Raw genomic sequence first — 16,683 nt, 5'->3', positions numbered from 1 at the left:
GCGTCACAGCATGCAGGAGACGCAGCCGTCGACTTCCGTTCCCTGCAGGGCGAGCTGACGGATGCGGATGTAGTACACCGTCTTGACGCCCTTGCGCCATGCGTAGATCTGCGCCTTGTTGACGTCGCGGGTGCTCGCGGTGTCCTTGAAGAACAGCGTCAGCGACAGGCCCTGGTCAACGTGCTGAGTCGCCTCAGCGTAGGTGTCGATGATCTTCTCGTAACCGACCTCGTAGGCGTCCTGGTAGTACTCCAGGTTTTCGTTCGTCATGAACGGAGCCGGGTAGTACACGCGGCCGATCTTGCCTTCCTTGCGGATCTCGATCCGCGAGGCGACCGGGTGGATCGACGAGGTCGAGTTGTTGATGTAGGAGATCGAGCCGGTCGGCGGGACGGCCTGCAGGTTCTGGTTGTAGATGCCGTGCTCAGCGACCTGCGCCTTGAGGTCCTCCCAGTCCTGCGGGGTCGGGATGTGCACCTCGGCGTCGGCGAAGAGCTGTGCGATGCGTTCGGTGCGCGGCGTCCAGTCGCCCTTGATGTACTTCTCGAAGTACTCGCCTGTCGCGTATTTCGAGCGTTCGAAGCCCTCGAAGGCGCGGCCGCGCTCCTTAGCGAGCAGCATCGAGGCGCGCACGCAGTGATAGGCGACGGTGTAGAAGTACATGTTCGTGAAGTCCAGGCCCTCTTCGGAGCCGTAGTGGATGCGCTCACGAGCCAGGTAGCCGTGCAGGTTCATCTGCCCGAGCCCGATCGCATGCGACATGTCGTTGCCGCGGGCGATCGAGGGCACCGACTCGATGTTCGAAGCCTCTGACACTGCCGTCAGGCCGCGGATGGCGGTCTCGACGGTGCGACCGAAGTTCTCCGAGTCCATCGTCATCGCGATGTTGAGCGAACCGAGGTTGCACGAGATGTCCTTGCCGACCTCGTCGTAGGACAGATCAGCATGGTAGGTGCTCGGCGAGGAGACCTGGAGGATCTCCGAGCACAGGTTCGACATGATGATCTTGCCGTCGATCGGGTTCGCGCGGTTCACGGTGTCTTCGTACATGATGTACGGGTAGCCGGACTCGAACTGGATCTCAGCCAGTGTCTGGAAGAACTCGCGGGCGTTGATCTTCTTCTTCTTGATATGCGGATTGTCGACGAGCTCGTAGTACTTCTCGCTCACCGAGATCTCGCTGAACGGCACCCCGTACTCGCGTTCGACGTCGTAGGGGCTGAAGAGGTACATGTCCTCGTTCTTCTTCGCCAGCTGGAACGTGATGTCCGGGATGACGACGCCGAGGCTGAGGGTCTTGATGCGGATCTTCTCGTCGGCATTCTCGCGCTTGGTGTCAAGGAAGCTGTAGATGTCCGGGTGGTGGGCGTGCAGGTACACGGCACCAGCACCCTGGCGTGCGCCGAGCTGGTTGGCGTAGGAGAAGGAGTCCTCCAGCAGCTTCATGATCGGGATGACGCCCGAGGACTGGTTCTCGATCTTCTTGATCGGAGCACCGGACTCGCGGATGTTCGTCAGCGCGAACGCCACACCGCCGCCGCGCTTGGACAGCTGCAGGGCGGAGTTGATCGAGCGGCCGATCGACTCCATGTTGTCCTCGATGCGCAGCAGGAAGCACGAGACGAGCTCACCGCGCTGGCGCTTGCCGGCATTGAGGAACGTCGGGGTAGCCGGCTGGAAGCGGCCGGAGATGATCTCCTCCATCAGCTGGGTGGCCAGCTGCTCGTCACCGCGGGCAAGGAACAGGGCGACCATGACGACGCGGTCCTCGAAGCGCTCGAGGTAGCGTTTGCCGTCGAAGGTCTTGAGCGTGTACGAGGTGTAGAACTTGAACGCGCCGAGGAAGGTCTGGAAGCGGAACTTCTTCGCGTACGCCTGCTTCGAGAGCTTCTCGATGAACTCAAACGAGTACTGATCGAGGACGTCCTTCTCGTAGTAGTCGTGCTCGACGAGGTAGTCGATCTTCTCCTTGAGGTCATGGAAGAAGACGGTGTTCTTGTTGACGTGCTGCAGGAAGAACTGCCGAGCCGCCTGACGATCGCGTGCGAACTGGATGCGTCCGTCGGAATCGTAGAGGTTGAGCATCGCGTTGAGCGCGTGGTAGTCGAGGTCGGTCTCTTCGCGGATGATCGCTTCTAAGTCGCGGCCTTCAACGGTTGTTGACACAGTGAATCCAATCCTTTGTTGACTTTCTCGACGTCCTCGGGCATGCCGAGCAACTCGAAGTTGTACAGCAGCGGCACCTGGCACTTGGCAGCGACCTTGTGGGCCGCAGCACAGTAGTACTCACCGAAATTGGTGTTGCCTGCGCCGATGACGCCGATCAGACGATTGCGGTTCTCCTCGACATTGAGGAACTTGACGACTTGCTTGGGCACCGCCCCCCGGTTCTTGCCCGCCCCGTAGGTCGGGGTGATGAGCACGAAGGGCTCACCGACGATGGGAGTCGGCTCTTTTGTCAGCAGGGGAAGCCGCAGGCCGGGATGGTCCAGCTTGTTGACGAATTTATGGGTGTACTCAGATCCACTTGAGTAGTAGACGACGAGCACGACTGCATCACGAGGCCACGACAGAGGAAGCGGAACCGCCGCCGGCGAGTGTGGCGATCTTGTCCGGGCGGAAGCCCGACCAGTGATCGCTGTCGGTCACGACGACCGGAGCCTGCATGTAGCCCATCGCCTTGACGACATCGAGTGCACCGGGCTCCTCAGTGAGGTCGACGGCACGGTAGTCGATTCCCCGCGAATCAAGCGCGCGGAAAGTTGCGGTGCACTGCACACATGCTGGCTTGGTGTACACGGTGATCATGGCGTCTTCCTCCAGAGGAATTCGGTGTCTGATGCGGTGTTCTGCTGGGCAGCCATCCGGTGCTCTCCCCGTCCTGGCGGTGATCGGAGCTATCGACCCGCGCCGGCAGTTCAACCACTAGATGTTGTGTCTGCACACCAGCGTACCCCTAGATCATGTGTTACACCAGTGTGATTTGAAGCAGGTCAACGGTTTTGCACAAGCGGTGCACACCGCCCACACCGGACATCCACACCATGTGAACAACACGCGTGTAGTTCGCTTACCAGCACACATGCGGGCAGGCACGAACCGCGCCTGGCAAACACCCACGCCTGACGAACCGCTCTATCCACAGCTGAAAATTCTCGCGAATATTTTCAGCCGCGTGTCGCAGACCCTCCGCCGGGCATGAATCCTGTGACCGGACCCACCGTCGGTGCGTGACCGGACCCACAATAGGCACGCAGCCGGCCCACAGCAGGCGACCGCCGCCTCGGGACCGGGGAACCGACCATGCCACACATATGGCAGGCCTGTCACATCACGGTCAGCCAGACGACAGTGCCGGCCGATAGTGTGGGCACTACGCAGATGACCCCGCTGCGCCGGGCCGGGCCCGGGCAGGCAACATGAGGAGCACCATGGCACCCGATGAGCGTCCGGCCAATACGCAGGAGATCACCCAGGCACAGGCGATCCTGTCGCGGATTCAGAAGTACCTCGACTCACTCGTCGTCGGCCAGGTGCGGCTGCGCGAGACTCTGCTGCTGGGGCTGCTGACCGGCGGGCACGTGCTGCTTGAGAGCGTGCCGGGACTGGCGAAGACCACGGCGGCCGCCGCGCTGGCCGATTCGGTCGAGGCGTCCTTCAACCGCATCCAGTGCACCCCCGACCTGCTGCCCAGCGACATCATCGGCTCGCAGATCTACAACTCCTCGACCGGTGCGTTCGAAACCCAGCTGGGCCCGGTGCACGCCAACCTCGTGCTGCTCGATGAGATCAACCGCTCGAGCGCGAAGACGCAGTCAGCGATGCTCGAGGCGATGCAGGAGAAGCAGACCACGATCGGCGGGAGGACCTATCCGCTGCCCGAGCCGTTCCTCGTCATGGCCACCCAGAACCCGATCGAGCAGGAGGGCACCTATCAGCTGCCCGAAGCCCAGCTCGACCGGTTCATGCTCAAGGATCTGCTCGACTACCCGAACCCGGACCAGGAGATGGAGATCCTGCGCCGCCTCGATGCCGGAGTGTTCGACAAGGCCGCGAAATTGCCGCCGGCGTGCTCACTGGAGGACGTGCACATGCTGCGCGGTTATGCGCGCAGCATCTACATCGACCCGGCGATCAGCCGCTACCTCGTTGAGATCGTCACCGCCACCCGCTCAGCCGGCCGCTACATCGGGCCGCTGGCCGGGTTCATCGAGTGCGGTGCCTCCCCGCGCGCCTCGATCGCCTTCACCAACGCCTCGCGTGCGCTGGCGATGATCCGCGGGCGCAACTACGTCATCCCCGAAGACGTCAAGGACATCGCCCACCGGGTGCTGCGCCACCGCATCCTGCTGAACTTCGAGGCCGTGGCCGAGGACATCAAGGTCGAGCGGATCATCAACGATCTGCTCGCGGCGATCAGGACCCCGTGATGACAGCCCTGCTGACGAAGGTCAAGGCGAACATGACGATCCACGCGCATCGCAAGATGCGCGGGCTGCTCGAAGGCGAGTACGCCTCCATCTACCACGGCCACAGCATGGACTTCGATGACCTGCGCGAATACGTCGCCGGCGACGAGATCCGCGACATCGACTGGAAGGCCACTGCCCGGCACACCTCTCCCCTGGTCAAGCGCTACGTCGCCCACCGCCGGCATGCCCTGGGCATCATCGTCGACTCGGGACGGAACTTCGACGCGATCGCCGCCAGCGGTGAGAGCAAGCGCGAACTGGCGATCCTGCTGGCCGGGATGACCGGCTATCTGGCGGTGCGCCACGGTGATGACGTCATGCTCATGCACGGAGACGCCGGGCACACCGCGGCCAGCCGGCTCAAGGGCACCGAAGCCCACCTCGAGCAGCTGCTGCGCGGCATCCAGTCCGCCGGCGGGCGCGGGCGCCCCTCGGATGTGCGCACCCAGCTGACCTGGGCGGCAGAGCATCTGCGGAGGCGGATGATGATCCTCGTCATTGCCGATGACATCGGCCTGGTGCGGGAGGACATGCCGCTGCTGCGCAGGCTGAGCGCCCAGCACGAGATGATGTGGCTGACCGTCTCCGATGCGCAGCTGACCGGCTTCGGCCGGGGCGCGGTGCCCTTCGACATCTCCGATGACCGGCACCTGCCGATCCCGCATGAGCTGCTCGGCGGCACGGAGCTCGCCGAGCAGTACGCCCACGCCGAGGCCGAGCGCAAGCACCGCACCGAGGGGTTCCTCCGCTCGGCCGGCATCGCCCATGTCCGTGTCGACGACTCCCGGCACGCGCTGCGCCAGTTGCGCCGTCTGATGAGGAAACAGCATGCTCTTCGCCGCTAGCCTGCACCCGGCCTTGGGACCGAGCGACTGGTGGTTTGCCGCCGTCGTGTTCGCTGGGCTGGCAGCTGCCGTGCTGCTGCTGTGGCCGGTGGGCGCACGGATCTACCGCGCCGGGCTGCTCACGGAGCGCTCGACTGCCGTGCCGGCCAGGGTGCGGCACACGTACCTCGTCACCATCGGCGAGGTCGAGAAGTCCTGGCAGGCCGGCGAGCTGTCCGACCGCGAGGTCGCCCACCGCCTCTCGGAGATCGTGCGTGACTTCGCTCGCGATGCCTGGAACCTCAACATCGGCCATATGACTCTGCGCGAGCTCAAGGCATTCCGCCTCGGCACCGTCGCCGAGGTCGTCGAGCGCCTGTATGCCGATGAGTTCGCCCGCGAGGAGCCGGCAAACGCCGGCACTCAGCTTGCTCGGGTGAGGGGGCTGATCGATCGATGGTCCTGACCTTCTGGTGGCTGCCCCTGGCCCTCCTGCCCGTCCTGGCCGTGCTCATCTGGCTGCTCTCCCGGCAGCGCAGGCACGAGCGCCGCGGCCGCGTCCCGGTCGCCCACATCGGCCGGATCACCGCACTGCCGGCCTTCGCCCGCGGCCGCAAACGGCTGCTGCTCGGAGCGCTCGCCGTCTTCCTCGTCACGCTGCTGCCGCTGCTCAGCGCCCTCGTCGGGGTATCCCGGCCATCGGCCGTGCAGACGATCACCCCTGATCAGCATCGCCGGGACGTCGTGCTGTGCCTCGATGCTTCGGGTTCGATGCTGACCTTTGACGCCGATATCGTCGAGTCCTACATCCAGATGCTCGACTCCTTCCAAGGCGAGCGCATCGGCATGACAGTGTTCAACTCCACCGCTGTGACCGTCTTCCCGCTCACCGACGACTACGACATGGTCCGGGAGTTCCTCGAAGAGGCCAAGACCGGCTTCGAGTCCTGGGGTGCTGAGGGCACCGACTTCATGGCCGGGACCATCGACCCGAATGTCAGCGGTTCCTCGCTCATCGGCGACGGGCTGGCCTCCTGCATCGGATCCTTCGACAAGAAGGAGGACGAGGAGCGTTCCCGCTCGATCATCTTCGCCACCGACAACGAGCTGGCCGGCGTGCCCATCTACCAGCTCAACGAGGCCACCGAGCTCGCTGTCGAACGTGATATCCGCGTCTACACCCTCGCCCCGCCGTTCTCCTTCCGCGGTGCCGGCCCGATGGATGAGCTCAAGAGCACTGCGAACAGCACCGGTGGGGAGCACTACTCACTCGGCGGGCAGTCCGCCGTCGACGGCATCGTGCGCGCGATCCAGGAAGAGGAGGCCAAGCTGACCGACGCCACACCGGTCACCCTCATCCACGACCGGCCGGTCGTGCCCCTGACTCTCACACTCATCGGCGTCATCATCGCCTTCGTCTTCGCGTGGAGGTTCCGGCTGTGAGCTTCGCCCCGATCATGCCGTGGCCGCTGCTGGCGGTGCTCGCCGTGCTGCTCCTCGGCGGGTGCATCACCCTGGCGATCCTCATGCGCCGCCGGCGCCTCGCCTGGATCCTGCGCGCCGTCGCTGCCGCGCTCCTCGTGGCCGCATGTCTGCGGCCGGGCGTGCCGACCGAGGTCACCACCGAGGTGCCTGTCGCGGCAGCCGACGTGTTCCTGCTCGTCGACACCACCGCCTCGGCGGTGGCAGAAGACTGGGACGGCGACAAACCGCGGCTCGAGGGTGTGCGCGCCGATGTCGACGCGCTGCTCGAACAGCTGCCCGGCGCGCGTGTGAGCGTCATCACCTTCGACTCCCGCGCCAGCGTGCGGGTGCCGCTGACAACCGACCATGCCGCGGTGCGCTCGGCCTTCGAAGTGATGCGCCCGGAGCGGACCACCTCGTCGACCGGCAGCTCGGTCACCGCCGCCCGCGGTGAGCTCGCCTCCCGGCTGGATAGGAGCGAGGAGAACCATCCCGACAACCAGCGCTTTGTGTTCTACTTCGGCGACGGCGAGCAGACCTCCGATCAGCAGCCCGAATCGCTGGCCGACATCGGTGCCCGCATCGACGGCGGCGCGGTGTTCGGCTACGGCACGACTGCTGGTGGGCGGATGCTGGAGACCGCTGGCTTCGACTGGTCGATCGACGGCAGCACGACTGACCCGGAGCCGCCTGAGTACATCCAAGACCCGGAGACCGGCGAGGACGCCCTGTCCGTCATCGATGAGGACCAGCTCAGGGCGATCGCCCAGGACCTCGGTGTCGACTACACGCACCGCACTGCTGGCACCGAGCTGAAGGCGTCCGTGACGATGCCGGAGCTGCAAGAACAGCACAGCGACGAGCACGTTGCCGACGGCCGCAGCGACTACTTCTGGATTCCACTGCTGGGCGTCATCGCACTGCTGGCTGTCGATGCCGGGCGGTCCCTGGGACAGTTCCGGTCCCTCAACCGGCTCTACGCACTGCTGAGGAGGTCACGGTGAACGACTCGAGTGACCGGCAGGCCCAGAACCCGAAGACGGACCCGGCAGCACAGCAACCGGGTGCGCAGGCGCAGCCGAACGAGCCGCAGGCGGAGTCGCAGGCCGACGCGCACGCGACGCCACCGCCGGATTCGACGGCCGCGCCGCGCCGCCGGCTGTGGCCGCACCTCATCCGCGGGACACTGGGCACCGCCCTGGCGCTCGTGTGCATCTACAGCCTCGTGTGCGTCTGGACGCTGCACAGCGCATCCCGGGCATACCTGCAGGCGCAGTACGACGAGACCGTCCGGCTCTCGGAGCGGTTCGAGCGGATCAGCCTCTTCGAGCACCACAAGCCGCCGTTCAACATCGGCACCGTGGCAGCCGCCGAAGGCCGTTACGACGATGCCCAGCCGCTGCTCGAACGCGCCCTGGATCTCACTCCGGTGCGCGATGAGTGCGCCGTGCGGATCAACCTCGCCTATGTCTTCGAGCAGCAGGCCGAGGAATTCAAGACCGCTGAGAGCACTGATGAGGCCAACGAGAAGTTCGACTTGGCCCGCACCACCCTGCAGGAGGCTCCCGAGGAGTGCCGGCCGGAGGGCGGTGGCACCGATAAGCAGATGGACGAGTCCGAGCAGCGCATCGATGAGTCCCAGGAGGCCATGAACAATCCAGACGGCGGTAGCGACGGCGGTGACGACGGAGGCGATGACCCCGGTGGCGACGGCGGTGACGATGGTGGCGACGATGGTGGCGAAGACGATACCGGCGGCGGTGGCGGTGACGGTGGCGAAGACGAGGGCTCCGGCGGCGATGGCAGCGACGGCGGAGGCCAGGAGACCGAAGCGGAGCGCAAGCAGCGTGAGCTCGAGGAGCGCAACCGGGAGGCCGACCAGCGACAGCGCGACGACGAGGACAACCGGAGGGACAACAGCGGCAACGACACCAAACCCTGGTAAGCAGGCGCCCGCTCGACTGCCGGCGCCTGACCGCCGGGTCTCATCGGTGGACTGTGGTGGTCTCGCGCAGCAGGAAGGCGATGCCGATCGCCTGCAGGTGGCCGGGTTCGCGCGGGTCGTAGCCGAGGATCTGGCGGATCCGCTCCAGCCGGGCGCGCACTGTGTGGCGGTGCACGCCCAGCGCCTGGGCGACAGCGTCCCGGCTGCCGCCAGCCGAGGCGAAGTGCTCTAAGGTGCGCATGAGGATCCCGTCGTCATCGGCTGCAGCGAGCGGGCCCAGAGTGCGCTGGACGAAGTCGGCGGCGGCCTCGGGACTGACGGAGGCGAACAGCTGACCCAGCTGTGAGCGCCGGTCACCGGCACCGTAGCGCCATTCATGCCACCGATCGTGCACCTGGTCCGGGGTGCCGTCTGACCAGTCGGTCACCGGGATGCCGAGAGCACTGCAGGTGGCCTCAACGACACCGCGCAGACCCGGCGGGCAGATGAGCGCCGTCCCCGAGGTGGCGGGATGGTGCAGCACAACCGGGCTGAGATCGGTGATAAGGGCGTCGAATCGCGCACCCGCTTCACTGCCCTCCCCGGTGCCTGATGCCCGGCCGCCACCTGCGATCGCGAAACTCAGCTGCGCCGGCATGCTGGAACCGGTGACCGCGGCGAAGCGCTCTGAGAGCTCGTCAGCCCCGATGAGCCCGGTGCACAGCTGAGCGGCCAGCTCCCGACGATCAGCCAGCCGGGTGTCCTGCAGCGCCAGCAGCGCTGCCGCGGTCGCCAGCAGGAGGGTGCGCGAATTGTGCCGGTCCCCACCGGGCCGGGTGCCGGCGACTGGGGTGAGCAGCCAGCCGGTCACCGACTCCGAACCGACCGGGATCGCCTCCAGATCCGAACCGGCCACCACCTCGGGCGCGGTTGCCCGCAGCAGGCGGGGTGCGGTCCCGCCGGCGGCGGCAGCGGAGATGAGCTCCTCGCGCAGCAGGGCCGGCAGACCCTGGCGGGCGGCCACACGTTCGGTCGTGCCGAGCAGCCGGCCGGTCGGTGAGGCCAGCGCAACAGGGGCGCCGAGTGCGCGTGAGATCTCGGCCAGCAGGGCGTTCGTGCCGCGGGCGGCCAGCGCGGTGGCGAAACGGCGCTGGGTGCGTACGAGGGCTGAGACCTCATGGGCGGATTCGCTTTCGCGCAGGCGGGTGAAGGCCTCGATGACGGCGACGAAGGGCACCGGCTCGGGCACCATGAACAGCGGCAGCCCGGCCGCGCGGGCGTGGGAGATGAGCTGCTGAGGCGCTCGGGCGTTCGGCAGATTCTCCCCGAGCCCGATACCCAGTGCGACCGCTCCGGCGGCGTGAACGCGGCGGATGTAGTCGGCAGCGTCCGGGGAGTCGAGGTCCTGCAGCGCGCCGATGGTGAGCAGCACCTCGCCGCCGGCCAGCCACTGGTCGACTGAGGGCAGCTCGGAGGAGTGCACGATCGTCACCGGTGCGCTACGGCAGCCGGGCGGATCGGACACGACCTGCAAGCGCAGTTCGGGTAGAGAGAGCAGCTGTCCAAGGGCCACCACACACCCGATACTATCCGCTATGGACTGTGATGATCCACACCCTGCCATGTTGGACATATCGGTCCGTGTGCACGTAGCCGTAGGGTGGGTCTGCCGTCAGCAGGCAGAGCTGCCTGTGCCTGCGGCCGAGGATTCCGAGATGAGAGAGGATTCGCGATGACGAACGAGACCACCCCGCTGGGTCCAGCGGACTACAGCCTCACACCCCGGTTCGCCGGGCCGCCGACCTTCGGACTGCTGCCGCGCATCGACGAGGTCGAGGCCGCCCGGCCCGGCGCGCCGATCGATGTCAAGGTCCTCGGCGTGCCCTTCGACGCCGGTGTCAGCTACCGGCCCGGCGCCCGCTTCGGCCCAGCCCACATCCGCCAGTCCTCGAAGCTGCTGCGGCCGTACAACCAGGCCACCGGCATGCACCCGTTCTCCGCTCAGCAGGTCGCCGACTGCGGTGACCTGGGCGTCAACCCCTTCAACATCGAAGAGGCCATCACCACCGTGGAGAACAACGCCGATGCGCTGCGCGCTGATGGTGCCAAACTGCTGACCCTCGGCGGCGACCACACCCTGGCCCTGCCGAACATCCGTTCGGCGGCCAAGACCCACGGCACGATCGCCGTGCTGCACTTCGACGCCCACCTCGACACGTGGGACACCTATATGGGTGCCCCGTACACGCACGGCACCCCGTTCCGCCGCGCCAGCGAAGAGGGTCTGCTCGATCTGGAGCGCTGCATGCACGTCGGCATCCGCGGCCCGCTCTACGGTGCCAAGGACCTCGAAGACGATGAGGTGCTCGGCTTCCAGATCATCCGCTCCGATGACTTCCAGTTCTCCGGCATCTCCGACATCGTCGCACGGATGCGCCGCCGCCTCGGTGACGCCCCGGTCTACATCTCCATCGACATCGACGTCCTCGACCCGGCCGCAGCACCTGGCACCGGCACCCCGGAGGCCGGCGGACTGACGAGCCGCGAGCTCATGAACGCCGTGCGCGGCCTGCAGGGCCTCAACGTCGTCGGCGCTGAGATCGTCGAAGTCGCCCCCGCCTACGACCACGCCGAGATCACCGGCCTGGCCGCAGCCCAGCTCGGCTACGAACTCCTAAGCCTGTGGGCCGCCGACGCCGGCGGACACAGCGAACCCAGCGGCCCGGCCGCGACCGGCCTCGGCTTCGGGAAAGAGGACGCATGAGCGAGCAGAGGACACAGGCCGCGGCGACCACCGCCTCGGCGACGGATGAGCGCTTCCACAACGGCGGCCTGGCCGTCGTCGCAGCGCTGGCCGCCCACGGCGTCGACACGGTCTTCGGCATCCCCGGCACCCACAACTTGGAGTTCTACCGGCACCTGCCGGACTTCGGGATCCGGGCGATCACCCCGCGTCACGAACAGGGCGCAGGCTACGGGGCCGACGGGTACTTCCTCGTCTCCGGAAAGCCCGGGGTCGTCATCACGACCTCGGGTCCGGGCCTGACGAACGTCATCACCGCCGCGGCGACCGCGTATGCCGAATCGCGGCCGATGCTCATCCTCTCCCCCGGTGTGCCGATCGGCCTGGAGCGCGCCGACATCGGCATGCTGCACGAGACGAAGGACTCCTCCGGGGCGCTGTCGCACCTGCTCGTGTCCTCGCGCCGCACCCGCACCGCCGAAGGCGCAGCGCAGGCGGTGGCCGATGCGTTCGCGCTGTTCGCCTCCGAACGCCCCGGACCGGTCCACATCGAGGTGCCCCTCGACGTGCTCGAAGGCCAGTGGTGGGGTGCCGTCCCGGCCCCGCAGGCCCCGCGCCGCCCGGTGGTCGACATAGACATGGTCGTCACCGCCGCCGAGGCGCTGGCCGGCTCCCGGACGCCGCTCATCGTCGCAGGCGGCGGAGCGCGCCGCGCTGCTGCCGAGGTCAGGACGCTGGCCGAGACGCTTGACGCGCCGGTCGTCACGACCGCCAACGGCAAGGGCGTACTCGATGAGGACCATCCGCTCTCACTCGGTGCCAACGTCAGGTTCCCGGCCATCCAGCGCGCCTCAGCCGAAGCTGATGTGCTGCTCGTGCTCGGCTCCGAGCTGGCGGATTCCGACCTGTGGGGCGGGCGCATCGGCGCCGATGGCGACAGTGCGGCCAGCGGCGCAGAGGCTGGGGCCGGTTCCACGGCCGGGCAGACGGTCATCCGCTGCGATATCGACCCCGATCAGCTGAACAAGAACCTGCGCGGGGACATCCACGCCTTCGCCGACTGCACCGACTTCCTCACCGCGCTGCTGGAGCATGAGGCGCTGCACGGTGCCGCCGGCGAGCGCGACGGACAGAACCGGGTCACGGCGCTCACCGAGGCCTACCAGGCCGATTTCGACTTCGCATCGACGAACGCACACCTGCACGAGGTCATCACCGCAGCCGCCGGTGCCGATGTCATCATCGCCGGTGACTCCTCGCAGATCACCTACGACGGCACCGTGCACGCGCTGACCGCCCACACCCCGGACCAGCTGCTGTACATGCCCGGCTTCGCAACCCTGGGCTACGGCATCCCGGCAGCGATCGGAGCGAAGCTCGCCGACCCGGCTCGGCCGGTCGTGTGCGTCGTCGGCGATGGTGCGGCGATGTTCTCCATCCAGGAGATCGTCACCGCCGTCGAACTCAGCCTGTCGATCCCCTTCGTCATCGTCGACAACGGCGGCTACGCCGAGATCGAACACCAGATGGAGGACCGGGACATGGACCCCTTCGCCGTCAGGCTGCACCGGCCTGATTTCGCCGCCCTCGGCGAGTCGATGGGCGCCCGCGGTGTGACGATCAGCGCCGATGCCATCGACACCGAGCTCGCCGAGGCGATCCGCACCACCCTGGCCGGTGACCGTCCGGCCGTCATCCGGGTCACCTTGCCCGGCGCCTGACCGCGGGGCCGACGGTCCCCGGGCCGATGGTCCCCGGGCTGACAGCCGCAGGCTGACGGCCTCAGGCTGACGGCCCCGGCCCTGCGGTGCCCGCAGCTCACCCTCGAGCACCCGGCGCTTGCCTCGTTCGCAACCCCATCCCCCGACGCGAACACCCGCCTGCGGGCACGCCACGCACCACCGACCCGCTGCCTGCGGGCACAGAAAGGACACACCATGGACATTGCAGTCGTCGTCCTCTACCTCATCGGCATGCTCGCCGTGGGTGTCTGGGGACGTATGCGGGCGAAGAACCAAGAGGAATACCTCGTCGCCGGCCGCCGCCTCGGTCCCCTGCTCTTCACCGGCACCATGGCCGCCGTCGTCCTCGGAGGAGCCTCGACCGTCGGCGGCATCGGACTGGGTTATATGAACGGCATCTCCGGCATGTGGCTGGTCTTCTTCATCGGCTTCGGCATCATCGCCCTGTCCCTGCTCTTCGCCCCGCGCATCCAGCGCCTGGAGATCTACACGGTCTCCCAGATGCTCGAACTGCGCTACGGGAAGGGTTCGCGCATGGTCTCGGGCATCATCATGACCGCCTACGGGCTCATGATCTCAACGACCTCGACGGTCGCCTACGGCACGATCTTCCACGCCCTGTTCGGCATCGACAAGGTCCCGGCGATCCTGCTCGGCGGCTCGATCGTCATCATTTACTCGATGCTCGGCGGCATGTGGTCGATCACCCTGACCGACTTCGTGCAGTTCATCATCCAGACCATCGGCATCTTCTTCATCCTGCTGCCGATCGTGCTGACGAAGGCCGGCGGCTTCGGCACGCTGACTGCTGAGCTTCCCGCCGAGATGTTCGACCCCCTGGCCGTCGGCTGGGACACGATCCTCATGTACTTCCTCGTCTACGGCCTCGGCCTGCTCATCGGGCAGGACATCTGGCAGCGCGTGTTCACCGCCCGCAGCCCCGGGGTGGCCCGCTGGGGCGGTGTCTCGGCCGGCGTCTACTGCCTGTTCTACGCGCTCGCCGGTGCCCTTGTCGGTGTGGCCGCGCAGGCGATCGTGCCGGGTATCGCCGAACGCGACGACGTCTTCCCCACTGTCGTCGACGCCACGATGTCACCGCTCATCGCCGGCTTCGTGCTTGCCGCTGCTCTCTCGGCTGTCATGTCGACCTCCTCGGGCGCGCTGCTGGCGGCCTCGACGGTGTTCCGCCAGGACGTCATCGAGCCCGTCTTCGAACGCCGCCGCATCGCTGCCTCCGGTGCCGAGGGCGGCCTCGGCGGCCAGCTGGCCGGTGCGCTCGTGCGTGAGACCGGCGATGAGGTCCGCGACTCCCGGGTCTACCTCGTGCTGCTCGGCATCGTCACCCTGCTGCTGGCGATCGCGATGCCCGATGTCGTTATGGCGCTCACGGTCGCCTACAACCTGCTCGTCGGCGGCCTGTTCGTGCCGATCGTCGGCGGGCTGATCTGGAAGCGCGGCACCATCGTCGGCGTGCTCGCGGCGATGGTTGCCGGTGCGGCCACCGCGATCGGCATCATGGTCCTCGTCGACGTGTTCGCCAACTCCGCGATCTATCTGGCGCTGAGCGCCTCGGCCGTCGCCTATGTCATCGGCTCGCTCGTCTCCAAGCGCACGGATCCTGCGGTTATGACCGCCTGGCGGGAGCGCCTGGCACGCTGACGCGGATGACCTCTGCGGCAAAGGCGTCGAAGAGCGCCTGAGCGTCGCGTGCGCTGGCCGCTTCGACCTCATCCGCTGCGGCGATGAGGGTGTCCTTGTCGAAGCCGAGGGCGGCGAGCGCGTCGGCGTCCCAGCCGCGCACGGAGTCTGCCGAGGCCTCGGGATGGAACTGCATGCCCCACGACCGGCCGACGCGAAACGCCTGGATCTCACACAGCTCGCTGCTGGCCAGCAGCGTCGCCTCCGGTGGCAGCGCGGTGATCCGGTCGACGTGGCTTTCGATGAAGTGCGTGTGCCGGCTCACCTGGCCGAACACCGGGTCCTCGGCTGCTGCCGGCAGCATCGTGATCGCCGTCGCACCCTTCTCGGGGGCACCGGTCTGGGCGCGGACCTCACCGCCGGTGATGTGGGCCAGCAGCTGCCCACCGAGGCAGATGCCCAGCTGCGGCTTGTCGGCCTCCAGCGCAGCCTGGGCGAGAGCGGCCTCGTCAGCCAGCCACGGCGCCCGGTCGGTCTCATCGGGCATCAGCCCACCGCCGAGGTAGACGAACCCGTCATAGGCGCCCACCGCCTCGGGCCCGGGCACCGCATTCCAGGTGCCGTCCCGGCCGGGGCCGATGCGGATGTCGACGTCGATGTGGTGGGCGATGAGCCGCGGGAGCAGCCGGCGCGGCTGGGAGTCGATGTCGTTGACGATCATGAGCACTCGGGTCATGCGAACTCCTGACCTGCGGCGATGAAGCGGCGGTAGTTGTCGTCATTGGCGTCGAGGACCCGCAGCACGTTGCCGAATCCGAGCTTGGTCAGCTCGGCTTCCGACCAGCGGCGGGAGCGCAGTTCGTCGATGAGCGCCGGATAGGTGCCGGCGTTGTCGAGACCGGTGGGGAACGCGTCGGTGCCGCAGAAGTCGGATCCGATCCCGAGGTGGTCGACGCCGATGCGTTCGCGCACATAGTCGACGTGGTCGGCGACCTCGGCGATCGTCACCTCCGGGGCCGTGCCCTGCTCACCGTTTCTGACCCAGTCGCAGCGGGCCTCGGAGACGAAGGACGGGACGAAGGTGAGCATGTGGACCCCGCCATTGGCCGGCAGCCGGTCGATGATGTCGTCGGGCACGTTGCGCGGGTGCGAGCACAGCGCCTGGGCGTTGGAGTGGGTGAAGAGGACTGGCAGTTCGCTCAGTTCCAGGGCCTGGTCCATGACGGTGGGGGCGACGTGGGAGAGGTCGAGGATCATCCCGATCCGGTTCATCTCGGCTACGACCTCGCGGCCGAAGTCGCTGAGCCCGCCGTGGACAGGATCGTCGGTGGCCGAGTCGGCCCAGCTGTGGGTCGTCGACCACGTCAGGGTCATGTAGCGGGCGCCGAGGCGGGCGAACATCCGCAGGACGCCAAGAGACTCGTTGATCTGGTTGCCGCCTTCGATGCCGAGCAGCCCGCCGATCCTCCCGGCAGCACGGGCAGCGCGGATCGCCTCGGCGGTCGTCGCCCAGGCGAGGTCGTCGGGGTAGGCGGTGATGAGCCGGTCGACGAGGTCGATCTGCTCGAGTGTGACGCGCACGGCTTCGTCGCCGGTGACATCGGAGTGGACGAAGACCGACCAGAACTGGGCGGCGACACCGCCTGCGCGCAGCTGTGGGATGACCGTCTGCGGGGCGGTCGCGGGATCGGTGAGCCCCTCGACGGAGGAGTCGCGGGTGTCGCGCAGGTAGTAGGGCAGGTCGTTGTGCCCGTCGAAGATCGGGATGAGCGCTGCGGTCATCGGGGTCCTTTCGGTCGGTGGCGCAGGCACGGAGGCGGGAGCCGGCGCGGTTCAGCTGTGTGGTTCAGGCAGATGGTTCAGGCGTGATGTTCGG

At 67.2% G+C, this 16,683-nt stretch carries 15 protein-coding genes; 9 read left to right on the top strand and 6 right to left on the bottom strand.

Features of this window, described 5'->3' with window-relative positions:
• Positions 1–3: 3 nt before the first annotated feature.
• From nrdE to nrdH, 3 genes are read right to left on the bottom strand one after another with little or no spacing between them, the layout of a single operon-like run.
• Entirely contained in the window at positions 4–2,166 is a 2,163-nt protein-coding gene (gene nrdE / locus M3B11_RS04260; RefSeq protein WP_396121526.1) for a class 1b ribonucleoside-diphosphate reductase subunit alpha, read from the bottom strand.
• Complete coding sequence (nrdI, locus tag M3B11_RS04255) at positions 2,136–2,549, bottom strand: class Ib ribonucleoside-diphosphate reductase assembly flavoprotein NrdI (protein WP_217007365.1); 414 nt, start codon at positions 2,547–2,549, stop codon at positions 2,136–2,138. Before nrdI ends, nrdE begins: the two co-directional genes overlap by 31 nt.
• A 7-nt stretch (positions 2,550–2,556) precedes the next feature.
• Positions 2,557–2,808, bottom strand: coding sequence for a glutaredoxin-like protein NrdH (nrdH, locus tag M3B11_RS04250; protein ID WP_217007364.1), 252 nt, complete (start codon positions 2,806–2,808; stop codon positions 2,557–2,559).
• Positions 2,809–3,431: 623 nt separating this feature from the next.
• On the opposite strand from nrdH, the gene M3B11_RS04245 reads away from it, so the two are divergent.
• From M3B11_RS04245 to M3B11_RS04220, 6 genes are read left to right on the top strand one after another with little or no spacing between them, the layout of a single operon-like run.
• Positions 3,432–4,430 carry a MoxR family ATPase gene (locus M3B11_RS04245; protein ID WP_259875520.1) on the top strand — a complete coding sequence of 333 codons (999 nt, stop codon included), beginning with the start codon at positions 3,432–3,434 and terminating at the stop codon, positions 4,428–4,430.
• Positions 4,430–5,317, top strand: a complete 888-nt coding sequence (locus M3B11_RS04240; RefSeq protein WP_259875519.1) for a DUF58 domain-containing protein — start codon at positions 4,430–4,432, stop codon at positions 5,315–5,317. Before M3B11_RS04245 ends, M3B11_RS04240 begins: the two co-directional genes overlap by 1 nt.
• Positions 5,301–5,762: a hypothetical protein gene (locus M3B11_RS04235; RefSeq protein ID WP_259875518.1), complete on the top strand. Its 462-nt coding sequence runs from the start codon at positions 5,301–5,303 to the stop codon at positions 5,760–5,762. Before M3B11_RS04240 ends, M3B11_RS04235 begins: the two co-directional genes overlap by 17 nt.
• The gene (locus M3B11_RS04230; RefSeq protein ID WP_259875517.1) at positions 5,753–6,739 is read left to right on the top strand and encodes a VWA domain-containing protein; all 987 of its coding nucleotides are present in this window, start codon (positions 5,753–5,755) and stop codon (positions 6,737–6,739) included. The genes M3B11_RS04235 and M3B11_RS04230 overlap by 10 nt, the downstream gene beginning before the upstream one ends.
• Positions 6,736–7,764: a VWA domain-containing protein gene (locus M3B11_RS04225; RefSeq protein WP_259875516.1), complete on the top strand. Its 1,029-nt coding sequence runs from the start codon at positions 6,736–6,738 to the stop codon at positions 7,762–7,764. The genes M3B11_RS04230 and M3B11_RS04225 overlap by 4 nt, the downstream gene beginning before the upstream one ends.
• Positions 7,761–8,705 (top strand): hypothetical protein, encoded by a 945-nt coding sequence (locus M3B11_RS04220; RefSeq protein ID WP_259875515.1) that lies wholly within the window; start codon positions 7,761–7,763, stop codon positions 8,703–8,705. The genes M3B11_RS04225 and M3B11_RS04220 overlap by 4 nt, the downstream gene beginning before the upstream one ends.
• 40 nt (positions 8,706–8,745) lie before the next feature.
• On the opposite strand, the gene M3B11_RS04215 is transcribed toward M3B11_RS04220, so the two are convergent.
• Complete coding sequence (locus M3B11_RS04215; protein ID WP_259875514.1) at positions 8,746–10,260, bottom strand: PucR family transcriptional regulator; 1,515 nt, start codon at positions 10,258–10,260, stop codon at positions 8,746–8,748.
• 156 nt (positions 10,261–10,416) lie between these two features.
• Between M3B11_RS04215 and speB the strand changes: the two genes are divergently transcribed.
• The 3 genes from speB to M3B11_RS04200 all read left to right on the top strand — a co-directional run bounded on the left by speB (position 10,417) and on the right by M3B11_RS04200 (position 14,828).
• A complete protein-coding gene (speB, locus tag M3B11_RS04210) occupies positions 10,417–11,448 on the top strand; it encodes an agmatinase (RefSeq protein WP_259875513.1) in 1,032 nt (343 codons plus the stop codon).
• Positions 11,445–13,148, top strand: a complete 1,704-nt coding sequence (locus M3B11_RS04205; RefSeq protein ID WP_259875512.1) for a thiamine pyrophosphate-dependent enzyme — start codon at positions 11,445–11,447, stop codon at positions 13,146–13,148. Before speB ends, M3B11_RS04205 begins: the two co-directional genes overlap by 4 nt.
• Positions 13,149–13,364: 216 nt before the next feature.
• The gene (locus M3B11_RS04200; protein WP_259875511.1) at positions 13,365–14,828 is read left to right on the top strand and encodes a sodium:solute symporter; all 1,464 of its coding nucleotides are present in this window, start codon (positions 13,365–13,367) and stop codon (positions 14,826–14,828) included.
• On the opposite strand, the gene M3B11_RS04195 is transcribed toward M3B11_RS04200, so the two are convergent.
• Together M3B11_RS04195 and M3B11_RS04190 are read right to left on the bottom strand one after the other, a co-directional pair.
• Positions 14,794–15,543 carry a type 1 glutamine amidotransferase gene (locus M3B11_RS04195; RefSeq protein ID WP_259875510.1) on the bottom strand — a complete coding sequence of 250 codons (750 nt, stop codon included), beginning with the start codon at positions 15,541–15,543 and terminating at the stop codon, positions 14,794–14,796. The genes M3B11_RS04200 and M3B11_RS04195 overlap by 35 nt on opposite strands.
• Positions 15,540–16,589: a dipeptidase gene (locus tag M3B11_RS04190; protein WP_259875509.1), complete on the bottom strand. Its 1,050-nt coding sequence runs from the start codon at positions 16,587–16,589 to the stop codon at positions 15,540–15,542. Before M3B11_RS04190 ends, M3B11_RS04195 begins: the two co-directional genes overlap by 4 nt.
• Positions 16,590–16,683 lie beyond the last annotated feature (94 nt).

The sequence above is a fragment of the Brevibacterium sp. p3-SID960 genome, from assembly GCF_025144725.1.
Lineage (GTDB): Bacteria > Actinomycetota > Actinomycetes > Actinomycetales > Brevibacteriaceae > Brevibacterium.
This window is presented reverse-complemented; position numbering and strand designations above follow the sequence as displayed.